Genomic DNA, 16170 nt, shown 5'->3' with positions numbered 1-16170 from the left:
AAGGGAAGACAAGAAAAGGATAAATAATCTGATTATTTTATTAATAAATACTAATTATCATATTATCAGAAAACTTAAGAATTTTTTTCTTTACAAAGGAGACAAAGTTCGGTATTATAAAACACAACAAGAATGAGAATTGACGAAAGGAAGAAGAAATATGACGAATCAGATGAATCAGAAGCCGGGACTATATGAGCCAAGTTTCGAACATGATAACTGTGGAATTGGTGCCTGCGTCAACATCAAAGGTACAAAAGATCATCAGACAGTCGATAATGCTTTAAAAATTGTTGAGACATTGGAACATAGAGCTGGTAAAGATGCAGCAGGAGAAACCGGAGACGGTGTTGGTATTATGCTACAGATTTCCCATAAGTTTTTTGAAACTGCCTGTAAGGAAGCAAAGATTCCAATTGGAGGAGAAAGAGAATACGGAATTGGTATGTTTTTCTTTCCAAATGATGAATTAAGACTTCAACAGGCAAAGAAGATGTTTGAAATTATTGTTGAAAAAGAAGGGATGCACTTCCTTGGATGGCGTGAGGTTCCAAATTGTCCAGAAGTTCTTGGAAGAAAGGCTATTGAATGCATGCCTCGTATCCTTCAGGGATTTGTTGAAAAACCGGAAAATGTAAATAAAGGTCTTGATTTTGACCGTAAATTATATATTGCACGAAAAGTATTTGAGCAAAGTAATGAAGAATCTTATGTTGTTTCTTTATCAAGCCGTACGATTGTATACAAAGGTATGTTCCTTGTTGGACAGTTGCGTACATTCTTTAAAGATCTTCAGAATCCAAATTATGAGTCAGCGATTGCCATTGTGCATTCAAGATTTAGTACAAATACAACACCTAGTTGGGAAAAAGCACATCCATATCGCTTTATTGTACATAATGGAGAGATTAATACTATTCGTGGAAATGCGGATAAAATGCTTGCCCGTGAAGAAAATATGGAATCTGAATATCTCAAAGATGAGATGCATAAATTGATTCCTGTTGTAAATCCAAATGGTTCTGATTCAGCAAGACTTGATAATACATTGGAATTCCTTGTTATGAGCGGAATGGATCTTCCACATGCAGTGATGATTACGATTCCAGAACCATGGGAAAACAATAAAGTCATTTCTCAAGAAAAGAAAGATTTTTATCAATACTACGCAACAATGATGGAACCATGGGATGGACCTGCATCTATTTTATTTACAGATGGTGATCAGGTAGGAGCAGTCCTTGACCGTAATGGTCTTCGACCTTCTAGATATTATATTACGGATGATGATCAGTTGATTCTTTCTTCTGAAATTGGTGTTCTTGATATTGATCCAACAAAAATTGTTGTAAAAGAAAGACTTCGTCCTGGAAAAATGCTGCTTGTCGATACAGTTCAGGGAAAAGTAATTGCTGATGATATCGTAAAAGAAAAATATGCAGAAAAAGAGCCTTATGGAGAATGGCTGGATAGTAATCTTTTGGAATTAAAAGACTTAAAGATTCCAAATCAGCCAGTACCTTCTTATGGAAATGAAGAACGTGAAAAATTGATGAAGGCTTTTGGTTATACTTATGAAGAAATTAAGACATCCATTCAGCCTATGGCATTAAACGGTGCAGAAGCAATTGCAGCGATGGGGACAGATACACCTTTGGCTGTATTATCTAAGAGACATCAACCGTTATTTAACTATTTTAAACAGTTATTTGCACAGGTAACAAACCCACCAATTGATGCAATTCGTGAGGAACTTGTAACTTCTACAACAATTTATGTTGGAAAAGAAGGAAATATTTTAGATGAAAAACCGGAAAACTGTCGTGTGCTGAAAGTACATAATCCAATTCTTACAGATACAGACCTGTTAAAGATTAAGACAATGAATAAGAGCGGATTTAAGGTAGTAGAACTTCCGATTATTTACTATAAAAATACTTCTATGGAAAAAGCCCTCGATCGTTTGTTTGTAGAAGCTGATCGTGCATACCGCGATGGAGCAAATATTATTATCTTATCAGACCGTGGTGTTGATGAAAACCATGTGGCGATTCCTAGTTTATTAGCTGTTTCTGCAATGCATCAGCATCTAATTAAAACAAAGAAGCGTACATCGGTAGCTTTGATTCTTGAAAGTGGAGAACCAAGAGAGGTGCATCATTTTGCTACATTGCTTGGATATGGTGCTTGTGCAGTCAATCCATATCTGGCATTGCAAAGTATTCAGAAGTTAATTGATGATAATTTACTTCACAAAGATTATTATGCTGCAGTAGATGATTATACAAATGCAGTTTTACATGGAATTGTAAAAATTGCTTCTAAAATGGGTATTTCTACTTTACAGTCTTATCAGGGATCTCAGATTTTCGAAGCAATCGGAATTAATTCTGATGTTGTAAATAAATATTTTACAAATACAGTCAGCAGAGTTGAAGGAATTTCTTTGAAAGATCTAGAAGCTGATGTTGATGCAAGACATGGTTCTGCCTTTGATCCATTAGGACTGGAAAATGATTTAACATTGGAAAGTGCTGGAAGTCATAAATATAGAAGCGGAAAAGAACAGCATTTGTACAACCCAAGAACAATCCATACGCTTCAAGTTGCAGCAAGAACCGGAAGTTATGAACTATTTAAACAATACACGCACATGATTGATCAGGAACTGGAACCTGGAAATTTAAGAGGATTAATGGAATTTAATTATCCGAAGAAAGGAATTCCAATCGAAAAGGTCGAAAGTGTTGATTCTATCGTGAAACGTTTTAAGACTGGAGCTATGTCTTATGGATCTATTTCTGGAGAAGCTCATGAAACACTTGCAATTGCCATGAATATGCTTGGTGGTAAGTCAAACAGTGGAGAAGGTGGAGAACGTCCGGAACGTTTAAAGATTGGAAGAGATGGACTAAATCGTTGTTCAGCAATTAAACAGGTTGCATCTGGTCGTTTTGGTGTAACAAGTGAATATCTGGTAAGTGCAAAAGAAATTCAGATTAAAATGGCACAGGGAGCAAAACCTGGAGAAGGTGGACATCTTCCAGGAAAGAAAGTTTATCCTTGGATTGCAAAAACGCGTCATTCAACTGCCGGGGTTGGTTTGATTTCACCACCACCACATCATGATATTTATTCTATTGAAGATTTAGCACAGTTGATTTATGATTGCAAAAATGCAAATATGAATGCAAGAATTTCCGTAAAATTAGTTTCAGAAGCTGGCGTTGGAACGGTTGCATCTGGTGTTGCAAAAGCGGGTGCACAAGTAATTCTGATTTCAGGATATGATGGTGGTACAGGTGCAGCACCTAGAAACTCTATTTATAACGCAGGGCTTCCTTGGGAACTTGGACTTGCTGAAGCACATCAGAATCTGATTCAGAATGACCTTCGTAATAAAGTTATTCTGGAAACAGATGGTAAACTAATGAGCGGAAGAGATGTAGCGATTGCAGCAATGCTTGGTGCAGAAGAATTTGGATTTGCTACAGCACCACTTGTAACACTTGGATGTGTGATGATGAGAGTTTGTAATCTGGATACTTGTCCAGTTGGTGTGGCAACACAAAATCCTGAGCTTCGTAAACGTTTTAAAGGAAAACCGGAATATGTTGTAAACTTTATGCGTTTTATTGCACAAGAATTAAGAGAATATATGGCAAAACTTGGTGTAGCAACTTTAGATGAATTAGTTGGACGTACAGATTTATTAAGACCAAACGAAGTTGCGAAAGAAAAACATGTGGATCTGTCAAGAATTCTTTACAACGCCCAGGAAAAACCTGAAAAAATGGACTATTATCATAAAAATGTATATGATTTTAAATTAAATCAAACAAAAGATGTGAATGTTTTATTAAAAGAATTAAAACCAGCTCTTGAAAAGAAACAAAAGAAGAGTATTGAGGTTGATGTTACAAATATTGATCGTACATTTGGAACAATTTTTGGTGCAGAAATTACAAGAACATGGGGAGAAAAAGCATTGGAAGATGACACTTATACAGTTAAATGTAATGGTGCCGGAGGTCAAAGTTTTGGAGCCTTTATTCCAAAAGGACTTACTCTTCAGCTTGTTGGTGACAGTAATGACTATTTTGGAAAAGGTCTTTCTGGAGGAAAATTAGTTGTCTTCCCTCCAAAAGGAGTGAAATTCAAACCAGAAGATAATATCATTGTTGGTAACGTTGCATTGTATGGTGCTACAAGCGGAAAGGTATATATCAATGGTATTGCGGGAGAAAGATTCTGTGTAAGAAACTCAGGAGCAACTGCAGTTGTTGAAGGTGTTGGAGATCATGGATGTGAATATATGACTGGTGGACGTGTTCTCGTTCTTGGACCAACAGGAAAGAACTTTGCAGCTGGAATGAGCGGTGGAATTGCCTATGTATTGGATGAAGACAGTAAACTTTATATGAATTTGAATAAAGAAATGGTTTCCATTGAAACAGTAACCTCCAAGTATGATGTTATGGAAGTAAAAGATATGCTGAAAGAACATGTAGCATATACTAATTCTGAAAAAGGTAAAGAAATTTTGAAAAACTTTGGAGATTATCTACCAAAATTCAAGAAAATTATGCCAAATGACTATAAGAAGATGCTGAATTTGATCGTACAGATGGAAGAACGTGGATTGAGTAGTGAACAGGCACAGATGGAAGCATTTTATATGAATGCAAATGGACAGAAATAGAGGAGGAAACTATGGGAAAGCCAACTGGATTTTTAGAATATGCAAGAGAAGATGCCAAAGCAGAATCTCCAAAAGAACGAATTAAACATTTTAATGAATTTCATGTTCCTCTTTCAAAAGAAGAACAACAGAAACAGGGAGCCAGATGTATGGATTGTGGAGTACCATTTTGTCAGTCCGGCCAAGTGCTGTTGAATGGAATGGCATCTGGATGTCCGTTAAACAATCTTGTTCCGGAATGGAATGACCTAATTTGTACAGGAAATTGGAAACAAGCATATCGTAGACTGAAAAAGACAAATCCGTTTCCTGAATTTACAGGACGTGTCTGCCCGGCTCTTTGTGAAAACGCATGTACATGTGGACTGGATGGAAATCCAGTCTGCTCAAAGCAAAATGAATTAAGTATTGTTGAATATGGATATGCCAATGGACTTGCAAAAGCAATGCCTCCAAAATCGCGTACGGGAAAGAAAATTGCAGTGATTGGTTCCGGTCCATCTGGATTATCTGCAGCCAATTCTTTAAATAAGCGAGGACATGAGGTAACAGTTTATGAGCGTTCAGATCGTTTCGGCGGACTTTTGATGTATGGAATTCCAAATATGAAACTGGAAAAACATATCATTGAACGTAAATTAAAAATCATGGAAGAAGAAGGAATTCATTTTGTGGCCAATACAAATGTTGGAAAGGATATCAAGCCTGAGCAATTAAAGAAAGATTATGATGCAGTTATTCTTGCTTGTGGTTCTTCTCATCCAAGAAATATTGAAGTTCCTGGAAGAGAAGCAAAAGGAATTTATTTTGCTGTTGATTTTCTGAAATCAACAACAAAAAGTTTGTTAGATTCAGATTTGAAAGATCATAAATATATTTCTGCAAAAGGGAAAAATGTGATTGTTATTGGTGGTGGTGATACAGGAAATGACTGTGTTGGAACATCAATTCGTCATGGAGCAAAGAGTGTCACACAGCTTGAAATGATGCCAAAGCTTCCGGATCAGAGAGCAGAGAATAATCCATGGCCAGAATGGCCTAGAATCTGCAAAACAGATTATGGTCAGGAAGAAGCAATTGCAGTTTTTGGACATGATCCACGGATTTATCAGACAACTGTAAAAGAGTTTAAGATGAATAAAAAAGGAGAGGTTTGTAAGGCGGTTCTTGTTTCTTTAGAAAGTAAGAAGGACGAAAAAACAGGAAGAATGGCTATGGTTCCGGTTGCAGGATCTGAAAAAGAAGTACCTGCAGATCTGGTATTAATTGCAGCGGGATTCCTTGGCAGTGAATCTTATGTAACAGATGCCTTTGGTGTAAAAGTAACCGAAAGAACAAATGTAGCGACAGAACCTGGAAAATTTGCAACGAATGTAAAAAATGTTTTTGTTGCAGGAGATATGCATAGAGGACAGTCTCTTGTGGTATGGGCAATCCGCGAAGGAAGAGATGCGGCAAGAGAAGTTGATTATCAGCTAATGGGTTATACAAATTTATAAGAAAAATTTATAGCAGTATTTCGGGCTTTTTGACCGAAATACTGTTTTTTGTCAAAAAATAGGCTTTTCATTAGCCGAAGTTTTTGCTATGATAATAGAAGTTGAAGGAATTAAAATTTAGGAGCAGTGTGTGAATGAATATTCTTGGACATTTTAAGACAATTACAAAACATAAACTATTGGTTGCCAAAGGATGTTTTCGACTCGGACTTTATTATCAAGGTATTATGCATGATATGTCAAAATATTCTCCGACGGAATTTATTCCAGGGGTGATCTATTATCAAGGAACGGCAAGCCCAAATAACAGGGAACGTCTCAAAAAAGGAGTATCCATGGCATGGCTTCATCATAAAGGAAGGAACAAGCATCATTTTGAATACTGGATTGATTATAGTTTGGATCCTTCCAAAAAGGGTTTAGTAGGCATGAAGATCCCGAAAAAGTATATGGCAGAAATGTTTGTAGACCGAATTAGTGCCGGTAAGATTTATAATGGAAAGAAGTTTAAAAAAGAAGATCCTTTAAAATATTTTGAACATGGAATCGGTGGATCCATCATGAATGATGCATCGAGAAAATACCTCACAAGGCTTCTTGTCATGTATGCAAAAAAAGGAGAAGATTATACATTTCGTTATTTAAAAGCCGATTTAAAGCGAGATATTAGCGGTTATGATAAGATTTCTCCGTTTGAAAAAACGAATACGATTCATATAAAGTAGAATTTTCTGCATAAGTGACTTGAAAAAGATGCATACTTAACGTATAATAGGTATAAATGAAATACGACCTGGGGTGTACGATAACTTGCTATTTTGAACCTACATTTATTTATCAAGGGATTTCATATAACAAACTGGATGTCACGCCCTCATTTTGGCGGGGACGGCAGAAGGTTTGTCGAGAAAACCCACCTAGCTCTGCTAGGCGTCAAAATTGCGAGACCGGCATTCTGGGCGTAACTAAAGAGAAAAAAGGGAGACTGCATAGCAGGGCTCCCTTTCAATATTTTCTTTTGGAATTTTAATTTGATTTCAAAAAAAGCCTTTGACAGATGGCAGAAGGATGTCAGGGGATATTTGAATATATAAAAAAGGAGATACAAATGAAATTTTTTAAAGAGCATGATAAGAAACCATTTATTTTGATTACATTTGGCATTGTCCTTTATTTTGCCCTAAATCATTTGCAATATGTAGCACATGGATTTTTTTATGCTTCATCCGTAGCTTTTCCATTTATTTTAGGCGGATGTTTAGCTTTTATTATTAACGTTCCTATGCGCTTTTTTGAAAATAAAGTTTTTGGGAAATTAAAAAAGGGGAAAAGAGCTTTTAGTTTAATTTCGGCACTAGTTTGTATTTTGGGTGTGATTATTTTAGTTTGTGGATTAATTATTCCGGAACTTGCGGGAACTCTTTATAAGTTGTCGAATAATATTCCAGATTCCATAAATACATTGCAAAAGTTTTTAGATACAACTTCTGAAAAATATCCAACAGTACATAAATATATTGCGGAGATTGATATGGATTGGAATAAAATTTCTGGTGAGATTATGGATTTTTTGCAAACATGGGCGACAAGCATTTTAAATTCGACAGTTAGTGTCATTTCTACGGCGGTTCAAGTTGTCATAAATTTTGCATTGGGTTTTGTTTTTGCATTGAATGCATTGCTTCAAAAAGAAAAACTTTCTCATCAGGTGAAAAAGCTGCTTTTTGCTTTTATACCTCAGAGAATTGTAAAATATATGATAAGAATTGGAAGACTTTCTAACCAGGCATTTTCTAATTTCTTATCTGGTCAATGTCTGGAAGCATTTATTCTTGGAATGTTAATTTTTGTATCTATGAAATTTCTTAAAATTCCATATGCAATTTTAATTGCAGTATTTATTGGAGTAACTTCATTGGTTCCGATTATCGGAGGATTTATTGGATGTTGGGTAGGTTTTTTCTTAATTCTTACAGTAGCCTGGAAACAATCCATAGTATTTCTAATTATGTTTGTTGTTGTGCAGCAGTTTGAAGGAAATGTTATCTATCCACATGTTGTTGGAAATTCTGTAGGTCTTCCATCGATTTGGGTACTTGTGGCTGTTACAATTGGCGGAAATATTGCTGGAATTGTTGGAATGATTTTTAGCATTCCATTTTGTTCTGTTTTATATCAGATACTGACGGAAATTGTAAATAAACAAATTCAAAAGAAAAATCTTGAAAAAATAATCAACAGTGTATAGAGCAGAAAAAAATGAGAATAATACCTTTGGAAAGGAGGTATTAGGATGGATCGAGAACAAATTATTTGCCCATGTCTAGATGTTACGGTAGGACAGATTATGGATGCTTATGAAGAAGGTGCGACAACAATTGATGCGGTTAAAGATTTAACAGGAGCAGGAACGATTTGTGGAGCGTGTATCGATGAGATTGAAGATTTGCTCAGCGAATTAAAAGGATAACAATAAGAACTGTTGCAGGGAACTGTAACAGTTTTTTTCTTTAAGGAGGAAAAAGAATATTATGAAAATACAGATCATTTGTGTTGGAAAATTAAAAGAAGGTTATTTAAGAGAGTTGATGGATACATATGCGAAAGAGATTCAAAAAAAGTATTCATTTGAAGTAATTGAACTTGCAGATGAACAGACACCAGATCATGCCGGGGAAAAAGAAAATATGAAAATTAAAGAATTAGAAGGAAAAAGAATTCTTGCAAAAATTCCTGAAGAAAGTCTAATAGTCGTACTTTGTATTGAAGGTACACCTCTTTCTAGCGAAAGTTTTGTAAAAAAATGGACACAGTGGAAACGACAGTCGATTCCATGTGTCACATTTATCATTGGTGGTTCTTTAGGACTTTCCAAACAAGTTGTATCTCGTTCTAATCTGAAATTAAGCTTCAGTCAGATGACATTTCCTCATCAGTTGATGAGAGTCATTTTAACTGAGCAGTTAAGCCGTCTCTAATACAGATGAAAACATTTGGTAAAGATCTGGATGTTCTTTTTTTACATTAATCGGATGTAGATCTTTACTTACCATTCCGTGTCCGGTTTTTCCAACAGCGATTAGATCATCTCCTCTAGTTACATGATAAGTAAATTCTACACGTACTGGAGTTAATTTTGTAAGTTTAGCATGGATTTCTAGTTGATCTTCGTAAAAAGCTGCTTTTTTATATTTGCATTCCAAACTGGTTAACGGTAAAATAATTCCTTCTTTTTCCACATTGGTATAAGAAATCCCTGCAGCTTTGATAAAATCGGTTCTCGCTACCTCGAACCAAATGGGATAATTGCTGTGATGTGCAATTCCCATTTGATCGGTTTCTGCATAACGAACTTCAATTTTTGAAATATGTTCCATAAATAAAGGCCTCCTTAGATTTTTCATTTTAATTCTTTTTTCTTTGAATGTCAAAAATTATAGGAAATCTCTGCAGTTGTATTTACTTACAAAAAATGACAAAGTAAAAAATAAGAAAAAGGAAAGGATTTTAAAATGAAAAATCAAAAAGATCATGTCAGTGTAGAAAATATTTATAGGCTGAATGGAAGAGTTCCTTTATCAAAGGCGATTCCATTTGGCTTGCAGCATGTACTGGCAATGTTTGTATCAAATCTTGCCCCAGTATTGATTGTATGTAGTGCGGCTTTTGTACGTGGGACTAATAATCATTTAACTTCTGCAGAAATTACGCAGATACTTCAATGTGCGATGTTTGTCGCAGGGATTGGTACATGCCTTCAGTTATATCCCATCTGGAAAATTTTATTTGTTTAGTATCTAGATATTTGCTAAAAGGCATTTATAAAAACTTAAATGTTTTAGTCGGTTTGGTACTTGGATATTTGCTTTCTATTGTTTTTACAGTAACGGGAATAGCTCCTTTAGTTAATTTTTCCGGAATTTCGAAAACAATTCAGCAAGTTGGAGTTTTTAGCATTCCAAAACTAGTATTTCTTGCGAATCATAAGCCGATATTTAATATTGGAGCTTTTTTTACAATTGCGATCGTATTCCTTGTATCGGCAGCAGAAACGACCGGTGCAACAACTGCTGTTTGTACAGGCGCATTAAAGCGTGATATTAAAATGGAAGAATTACAGGGATCTTTGGCAGTAGATGGGTTTTCTAGTGCGATTTCTGCCTGTTTTGGATGCCTCCCATTAACATCATTTAGTCAAAATGTTGGCCTTGTCACAATGACGGGGGTAATCAACCGTTTTACGATTCTAATGGGGGCTCTGATTTTAATTTTGGCTTCTTTGTTTCCACCACTTGGGGCATTATTCGATTCCGCAGGCAGTTTTAGGTGGGTGCACTGTTATGATGTTTGGATCAATTATGTATGAATTAAAATGTTAAAGGAATGTGAATTTGATGATCGTACGATGGTTATTGTATCTTTAGCGTTTTGTATTGGAGTGGGTCTTACACAGACATCTGGAAACTTTTTTTCAATGTTTCCAAAAGAAGTTGGAGATATCTTTAATGGGAATGCAGTAGCAGGAGTTTTTGTAGTATCCTTGATTCTTAGTTTGGTGCTGCCTAAAAAATCTTAATAGTGAATCATTTAAATATATGTATATGAGTCAATGATGTGATACCGTTTTTTGTAAGGAGGATATCACATCAATTGTACTTTTAAAAAATAAAAATAATAAAATTTTATTTTTTTGTTGACAGTTATGTTATTTAATGGTATTATATCTGAGGTCGAAAAAATAATTGGATACGCCGATGTGTCGGAACTGGCAGACGAGACAGACTCAAAATCTGTTGTTCTTATGGACGTGTGGGTTCGAGTCCCACCATCGGCATTTTATAATCCGTGGATAACCATGGATTATCTTTTTATTTAATGAAATTTTTTTAATAACAATAAAATACAAGTACCAGTAACTCAGTGGATAGAGTGGCAGCCTCCGAAGCTGTTGGCCGCGGGTTCGACTCCCGCCTGGTGCAGTTTATATTGTCTGAGAGACTATAGATTTTTCTGTTTCTGATTTTAAACAGGACAGAGATAGAAGAATCTATAGTCTTTTTTATTTTTTAAATTTTTGGAGGTATTATTATATGGATCAAATTTATATGAAAGAAAAACCTGTTTTTCCATTATTAATGTCGATGGCGTTGCCGATGATTCTATCAATGTTTGTTAATTCGCTGTACAATATCGTTGATAGTATTTTTGTCGCAAAGATTAGTGAGGATGCCATGACAGCTTTGTCTTTGGTATATCCTTTACAAAATTTGATTACATCCATTGGCGTTGGCTTTGGTGTTGGAGTAAATGCTGTTATTGCAATTTTTTTGGGAGCGCAGAACAAAGAAAAAGCAAATAAAGCTGCCACTCAAGGATTGTTTTTAAATATAATTCATGGAATTATTTTAATGATTTTAGGCCTTCTCTTTATGCCATCTTTTTTGAGAATCTTTACACAAAATGAAGCATTAATTCACCTTGGATTAAAATATTCTAATATTGTTCTTATTTTTTCTGTCGTTGTGACATCAGAGATTACATTTGAAAAAATATTCCAATCCGTTGGAAAGATGATGGTGACGATGGCAAGTTTGTTATGTGGATGTATGATTAATATTATTCTTGATCCGATTTTAATTTTTGGATTTGGACCTTTTCCTGTTTTGGGAATTGAAGGTGCTGCCGTTGCGACAGTGATTGGGCAGTGTTCTACCTTAATTATTTATTTGATTATTTATGTAAAATATCCATTAAATGTACAATTATCAAGAAAATATCTGAAACCAGAAAAAGATTTATGGATTCGTCTTTACTCTGTTGGAATACCTGCAACGCTCAATATGGCACTTCCATCAGTTCTTGTTTCCGCATTAAATGGAATTTTAGCTTCTTTTTCACAGACATATATCGTTGTTCTTGGAATTTATTATAAACTGCAGACATTTCTTTACATGACTGCCAATGGACTTGTTCAGGGCATGAGGCCACTGATTAGTTATAATTATGGAGCTAGAGAATATAAGAGAGTTGGAAAAATATATCGAACTTCTTTGTTTATTATTTTAGGTATTATGGCTATTGGAACAATTCTTTGTATGGGAATTCCACAAAGTTTAATGAATATGTTTACAAAAAATCCGAAAACCGTACAGCTTGGTATAGAAGCATTACGATTCATCAGTATTGGATTCCTTGCTTCAGCAGTTTCTGTAACAAGTGCAGGAGCATTTGAGGCACTTAGTGAAGGAGGTCCTTCTTTTATTGTTTCTTTGCTAAGATACGTTGTTGTGATTCTCCCTGCAGCTTACATTTTAAGTCGTATTATGGGGGCTATCGGTGTATGGAATGCTTTTTGGGTTGCAGAAATTATAACCGCGATTGTTTCGATTTTTTTATATAGAAACATTATTGGAAGAAAAGAAAAACTATAGAAAACTTTATTATTATTTATAAAAACGCTAAAATCATGATAAATTTAAAGATTTTAGCGTTTTTTCTGATTTTCTTTGCCTTTAACGTTAAAGATGGTATAATATAATGAAATCCAAAGAAATACTGTATTATAAAAACTGGAGGACTGTTTTGAAGTTGAAAAAATCAACGGTTATCATCCTTGTATCTAGTTGGATCTTGTTTTTAGCAGTCTGTGTATCTGCTTATTTAAAACTAGATTTACTGTATGCAAAAAAGATTACGAATGAAAAAATATCCAGAAAGCAGACACAAGAAGATCAAAGAGAGAAAGAACAGCAGGAAAAAAGGAAAAAAGTACAAGCTTTTATGTCTGATTATTATCAATGGATACAAAAGAATGATAGAGAAAATTTGAAAAAAGTAACGCAAGATTTTCAAATGTTAAAAAAACAACAGAAAAAATTCCAGCAGTATGTAGAAAAATATCAGAATCTTTCTTATCGGGTGGAAGAAGGACCAAACAATCAATCTTATATTGTATATGTTACATATGAACTTAAGATTAAGGGGATTTCTACTCCGGCTCCAGGGTTATCCGTTTATGGCGTAGAAGAAAAAGGAAATTCTTTTTTTCTTTATAATAATGAAAATCGTGAACCGGAAGAAATTACAGCCGCCAAAGAAGAAAGTCTTAGCAATCGTGAAACGAAAGAATTGATTGCTAAGGTCAGTCGAGATTATGAAAAGGCAAAGAAATCTGATAAAAAATTGGAAAAATTTTTGAAAGGTAGTCAGATATCATGATGAAATTTTATATTTACCTTTTTCAAAAAAAGGCACAACCGATGTATAAGAAAGCTATGGATGAATATCTGAAACGATTGCAGGCTTATGCAAATGTTTCTATTAAATATATAAAGAATGAAAAACAAATGAAGAAATATGAAAAAGAAGCACAGAATGTTTTTTATATTGTACCTGGAAAAGAGAGCTTGACAAGCCCGGCATTTGCTGATCGCATTCAGAAAATGTCTGTTCAGGGAATCTCTGTTATCACCTTTTTTATCGGTGATTTTATTGATAATGAAAAACCAGAGGGAACTTTATTTCATCTATCTTCTTTTTCTATGAATTATTCTTTGACAGCAGTTGTATTGCTGGAACAGATTTACCGAGCTTACCGGATTATAAATCATCAACCATATCACAAGTAAGGAGCAGCATCGTATGGAGTTTAAGACACCAACATTGGAAAGCAAAAAAGAAATGGATTATTATCTGACACAGGATTCAACAAGAAGCTGTGATTTTAATTCATCAAATATTATTTTGTGGAATCAGTTTTATTCCTGCCAATATGCAATTGTAGAAGAAACTTTTATAGCAAAGACTGATGAGGAAGGGACTTCTTTTTGTTTTCCTATGGGAAATGGAAATAAGAAAAAAGCGATTGAACAGATAATGGAATACTGTAAAGAAAAAAAGATTCCATTTATTATGCACGGAATTACCCATAAAATGGAAGAACAGATGATAGAGATGTTTGGAGATATTTTTACAGTAAAATATGACCGTGATGAAGCAGATTATGTTTATGAAAGAGAAAAACTGGCAACGCTGAAAGGTAAGAAGCTTCATGGAAAACGTAATCATATCAATCGATTTAAAGAAAATCATGAATGGTCTTATGAAAAACTGAATGATGAAAATCAGTTGGAAGCATTGGCTATGTTGATGGAATGGAAAATACAAAATTGTGATCCACAAGATTTGGAAAAACATGAAGAAATCTGTGTATCGAAAAACAGTTTGATTTATTATAAGGAACTTGGGCTTTCTGGTGGAATTTTAAGAGCTGATGGGAAAATTGTAGGATTATCACTTGGAGAACCTGCATTAAATAAAGATACATTTGTAGTTCATATTGAAAAGGCCTTTCCGGATATTCAAGGAGCTTATCCGATGATTAACCAACAATTTGTACTTCATGAGATGGAAGGATATCAATATGTAAATCGTGAAGAGGATCTGGGAGAAGAGGGTCTTAGAAAGGCAAAAATGTCTTATCGACCAGCGTTTATGCTTGAAAAAGGTTTCCTTCGAATGAAATCGGATACTATAAAATAATGACCAAATGAATTGACACTAGGTGTCTAAAAATGTAGAATAAAAATATACTCTCAGAGTAACGTATGATTTTTAGGAGGAAGTAACTATGAGACACTTGATTGATCCAATGGACCTAAGCGTGGAGGATATCGACCGATTATTAGATCGCGCAGATGATATTGCCGAAAACCCGGAAAAGTATCAGGAAGTGTGTAAGCATAAAAAACTTGCTACATTATTTTTTGAACCAAGTACAAGAACGAGACTTAGCTTTGAAGCAGCAATGCTTGAATTAGGAGGCAGCGTACTTGGTTTTTCTTCTGCGGATTCATCTTCTGCATCAAAGGGAGAAAGCGTTGCCGATACAGCAAGGGTTGTAGCATGTTATGCAGATATTATCGCAATGCGACACCCGAAAGAAGGTGCACCTTATGTTGCATCTCAGTTTGTAGATATTCCAATTATCAATGCTGGAGATGGTGGTCATAATCATCCAACACAGACATTGACTGATTTACTTACTATTCGAAGAGAAAAAGGACGCCTTAATAATTTTACGATCGGTTTTTGTGGCGATTTGAAATTTGGACGTACAGTACATTCTTTAATCAAAGCTTTATCAAGATATGAAAATATCAATTATATCATGATTTCACCAGAAGAATTACAGATCCCAGAATATTTGAAAAAAGATGTCTTTGAGAAAAAAGGAATTCTTTTCCGACAGGTGCAGAAAATGGAAGATGTTATGCCGGAATTGGATGTCATCTATATGACACGTGTTCAAAGGGAACGTTTCTTTAATGAGGCTGATTATATTCGTTTGAAAGATAGTTATATTCTTGATACAGATAAATTAAAAACTGCGAAAAAGGATCTTTCAATTTTGCATCCACTTCCTCGTGTAAATGAGATTTCGGTAAAGGTAGATAAAGATCCAAGAGCATGTTATTTTAAACAGACATTAAATGGGAAACATGTCAGAATGGCATTGATTATGGATTTACTGGGGGTAAGTGCAGATGAACATTGATAGTATTAAAAATGGAATCGTTCTAGATCATATTACGGCAGGACGTGGAATGGATATTTATAAGAGTTTGGAATTAGATCAACTGGACTGCAGTGTTGCAATCATTAAAAATGTAAAAAGCAGCAAAATGGGAAAAAAAGACATTATTAAAATTTCTGACAATTTTGAAGTGAATTTTGATGTTCTCGGATATATTGATCCGGAGATTACGGTTTGTGTCATTGAAAATGGGAAAGTAGAATCAAAGCATAAAGTAGAACTTCCGAAAATGATCAAAAATATTGCAAAATGTAAAAATCCAAGATGTATTACATCTGTAGAGCAAGAAATTGATCATATTTTTAAACTTACTGACAGGGAAAATCAAGTTTACCGTTGTATTTACTGTGAATCAAAGTTAAAGAAAAACTAAA

At 34.7% G+C, this 16170-nt stretch carries 13 protein-coding genes, 2 tRNA genes, 1 other RNA gene and 1 pseudogene; 16 read left to right on the top strand and 1 reads right to left on the bottom strand.

Going from position 1 to position 16170, the window contains the following annotated elements; all coding sequences use genetic code 11:
* Positions 1 to 160 precede the first annotated feature (160 nt).
* From gltB to rlmH, 7 genes are all read left to right on the top strand, one after another.
* Positions 161 to 4702 (top strand): glutamate synthase large subunit, encoded by a 4542-nt coding sequence (gene gltB / locus KQI71_RS07760; protein ID WP_216435346.1) that lies wholly within the window; start codon positions 161 to 163, stop codon positions 4700 to 4702.
* An 11-nt stretch (positions 4703 to 4713) separates the two neighbouring features.
* Positions 4714 to 6201, top strand: a complete 1488-nt coding sequence (locus KQI71_RS07755; RefSeq protein ID WP_216435345.1) for a glutamate synthase subunit beta — start codon at positions 4714 to 4716, stop codon at positions 6199 to 6201.
* A gap of 134 nt (positions 6202 to 6335) precedes the next feature.
* On the top strand, positions 6336 to 6926 hold the full coding sequence (locus tag KQI71_RS07750) for a DUF5662 family protein (protein WP_216435344.1): 591 nt from the start codon (positions 6336 to 6338) through the stop codon (positions 6924 to 6926).
* Between the two features lie 62 nt (positions 6927 to 6988).
* Positions 6989 to 7166: non-coding RNA, 6S RNA (gene ssrS / locus KQI71_RS07745), on the top strand.
* Between the two features lie 143 nt (positions 7167 to 7309).
* Positions 7310 to 8449, top strand: a complete 1140-nt coding sequence (locus KQI71_RS07740; RefSeq protein ID WP_216435343.1) for an AI-2E family transporter — start codon at positions 7310 to 7312, stop codon at positions 8447 to 8449.
* Between the two features lie 45 nt (positions 8450 to 8494).
* Positions 8495 to 8671 carry a (2Fe-2S)-binding protein gene (locus KQI71_RS07735; protein WP_216435342.1) on the top strand — a complete coding sequence of 59 codons (177 nt, stop codon included), beginning with the start codon at positions 8495 to 8497 and terminating at the stop codon, positions 8669 to 8671.
* A gap of 61 nt (positions 8672 to 8732) precedes the next feature.
* On the top strand, positions 8733 to 9179 hold the full coding sequence (rlmH, locus tag KQI71_RS07730) for a 23S rRNA (pseudouridine(1915)-N(3))-methyltransferase RlmH (protein ID WP_216435341.1): 447 nt from the start codon (positions 8733 to 8735) through the stop codon (positions 9177 to 9179).
* Here rlmH and KQI71_RS07725 read toward each other — a convergent pair.
* Positions 9165 to 9578, bottom strand: a complete 414-nt coding sequence (locus KQI71_RS07725; RefSeq protein ID WP_216435340.1) for an acyl-CoA thioesterase — start codon at positions 9576 to 9578, stop codon at positions 9165 to 9167. The two genes, rlmH and KQI71_RS07725, sit on opposite strands and share 15 nt — an antisense overlap.
* 135 nt (positions 9579 to 9713) lie before the next feature.
* On the opposite strand from KQI71_RS07725, the pseudogene KQI71_RS12990 reads away from it, so the two are divergent.
* The 9 genes and pseudogenes from KQI71_RS12990 (at position 9714) to KQI71_RS07680 (ending at position 16169) form a co-directional block, all read left to right on the top strand.
* Positions 9714 to 10777 (top strand): annotated as a pseudogene (locus tag KQI71_RS12990) (uracil-xanthine permease family protein).
* Positions 10778 to 10951: 174 nt separating this feature from the next.
* A tRNA-Leu gene (locus tag KQI71_RS07715) sits at positions 10952 to 11035 on the top strand.
* 72 nt (positions 11036 to 11107) lie between these two features.
* Positions 11108 to 11180: transfer RNA gene (locus KQI71_RS07710), tRNA-Arg, on the top strand.
* Positions 11181 to 11291: 111 nt separating this feature from the next.
* A complete protein-coding gene (locus tag KQI71_RS07705; RefSeq protein ID WP_216435339.1) occupies positions 11292 to 12632 on the top strand; it encodes an MATE family efflux transporter in 1341 nt (446 codons plus the stop codon).
* A gap of 151 nt (positions 12633 to 12783) precedes the next feature.
* Positions 12784 to 13419, top strand: coding sequence for a hypothetical protein (locus KQI71_RS07700; protein WP_216435338.1), 636 nt, complete (start codon positions 12784 to 12786; stop codon positions 13417 to 13419).
* Entirely contained in the window at positions 13416 to 13829 is a 414-nt protein-coding gene (locus KQI71_RS07695; protein WP_216435337.1) for a 23S rRNA (pseudouridine(1915)-N(3))-methyltransferase RlmH, read from the top strand. The genes KQI71_RS07700 and KQI71_RS07695 overlap by 4 nt, the downstream gene beginning before the upstream one ends.
* Positions 13830 to 13842: 13 nt before the next feature.
* Positions 13843 to 14742, top strand: a complete 900-nt coding sequence (locus KQI71_RS07690; RefSeq protein WP_216435336.1) for a DUF2156 domain-containing protein — start codon at positions 13843 to 13845, stop codon at positions 14740 to 14742.
* A gap of 88 nt (positions 14743 to 14830) precedes the next feature.
* Positions 14831 to 15757, top strand: coding sequence for an aspartate carbamoyltransferase (pyrB, locus tag KQI71_RS07685; protein WP_216435335.1), 927 nt, complete (start codon positions 14831 to 14833; stop codon positions 15755 to 15757).
* Positions 15747 to 16169: an aspartate carbamoyltransferase regulatory subunit gene (locus KQI71_RS07680; protein ID WP_216435334.1), complete on the top strand. Its 423-nt coding sequence runs from the start codon at positions 15747 to 15749 to the stop codon at positions 16167 to 16169. Before pyrB ends, KQI71_RS07680 begins: the two co-directional genes overlap by 11 nt.
* Position 16170: the final 1 nt, after the last annotated feature.

This window comes from Anaerostipes sp. MSJ-23, from assembly GCF_018918155.1.
Classification (GTDB): domain Bacteria; phylum Bacillota; class Clostridia; order Lachnospirales; family Lachnospiraceae; genus Anaerostipes.
Note: the sequence above shows the minus strand (reverse complement) of the source record. Positions and strands in the feature narration are given on the sequence as shown.

Bases quoted from the DNA above. Each gene is read 5' to 3' on its own strand.
- gltB (WP_216435346.1), top strand. From the start codon at position 161: ATGACGAATCAGATGAATCAGAAGCCGGGACTATATGAGCCAAGTTTC.
- KQI71_RS07755 (WP_216435345.1), top strand. From the start codon at position 4,714: ATGGGAAAGCCAACTGGATTTTTAGAATATGCAAGAGAAGATGCCAAA.
- KQI71_RS07750 (WP_216435344.1), top strand. From the start codon at position 6,336: ATGAATATTCTTGGACATTTTAAGACAATTACAAAACATAAACTATTG.
- KQI71_RS07740 (WP_216435343.1), top strand. From the start codon at position 7,310: ATGAAATTTTTTAAAGAGCATGATAAGAAACCATTTATTTTGATTACA.
- KQI71_RS07735 (WP_216435342.1), top strand. From the start codon at position 8,495: ATGGATCGAGAACAAATTATTTGCCCATGTCTAGATGTTACGGTAGGA.
- rlmH (WP_216435341.1), top strand. From the start codon at position 8,733: ATGAAAATACAGATCATTTGTGTTGGAAAATTAAAAGAAGGTTATTTA.
- KQI71_RS07725 (WP_216435340.1), bottom strand. From the start codon at position 9,578: ATGGAACATATTTCAAAAATTGAAGTTCGTTATGCAGAAACCGATCAA.
- KQI71_RS07705 (WP_216435339.1), top strand. From the start codon at position 11,292: ATGGATCAAATTTATATGAAAGAAAAACCTGTTTTTCCATTATTAATG.
- KQI71_RS07695 (WP_216435337.1), top strand. From the start codon at position 13,416: ATGATGAAATTTTATATTTACCTTTTTCAAAAAAAGGCACAACCGATG.
- KQI71_RS07690 (WP_216435336.1), top strand. From the start codon at position 13,843: ATGGAGTTTAAGACACCAACATTGGAAAGCAAAAAAGAAATGGATTAT.
- pyrB (WP_216435335.1), top strand. From the start codon at position 14,831: ATGAGACACTTGATTGATCCAATGGACCTAAGCGTGGAGGATATCGAC.
- KQI71_RS07680 (WP_216435334.1), top strand. From the start codon at position 15,747: ATGAACATTGATAGTATTAAAAATGGAATCGTTCTAGATCATATTACG.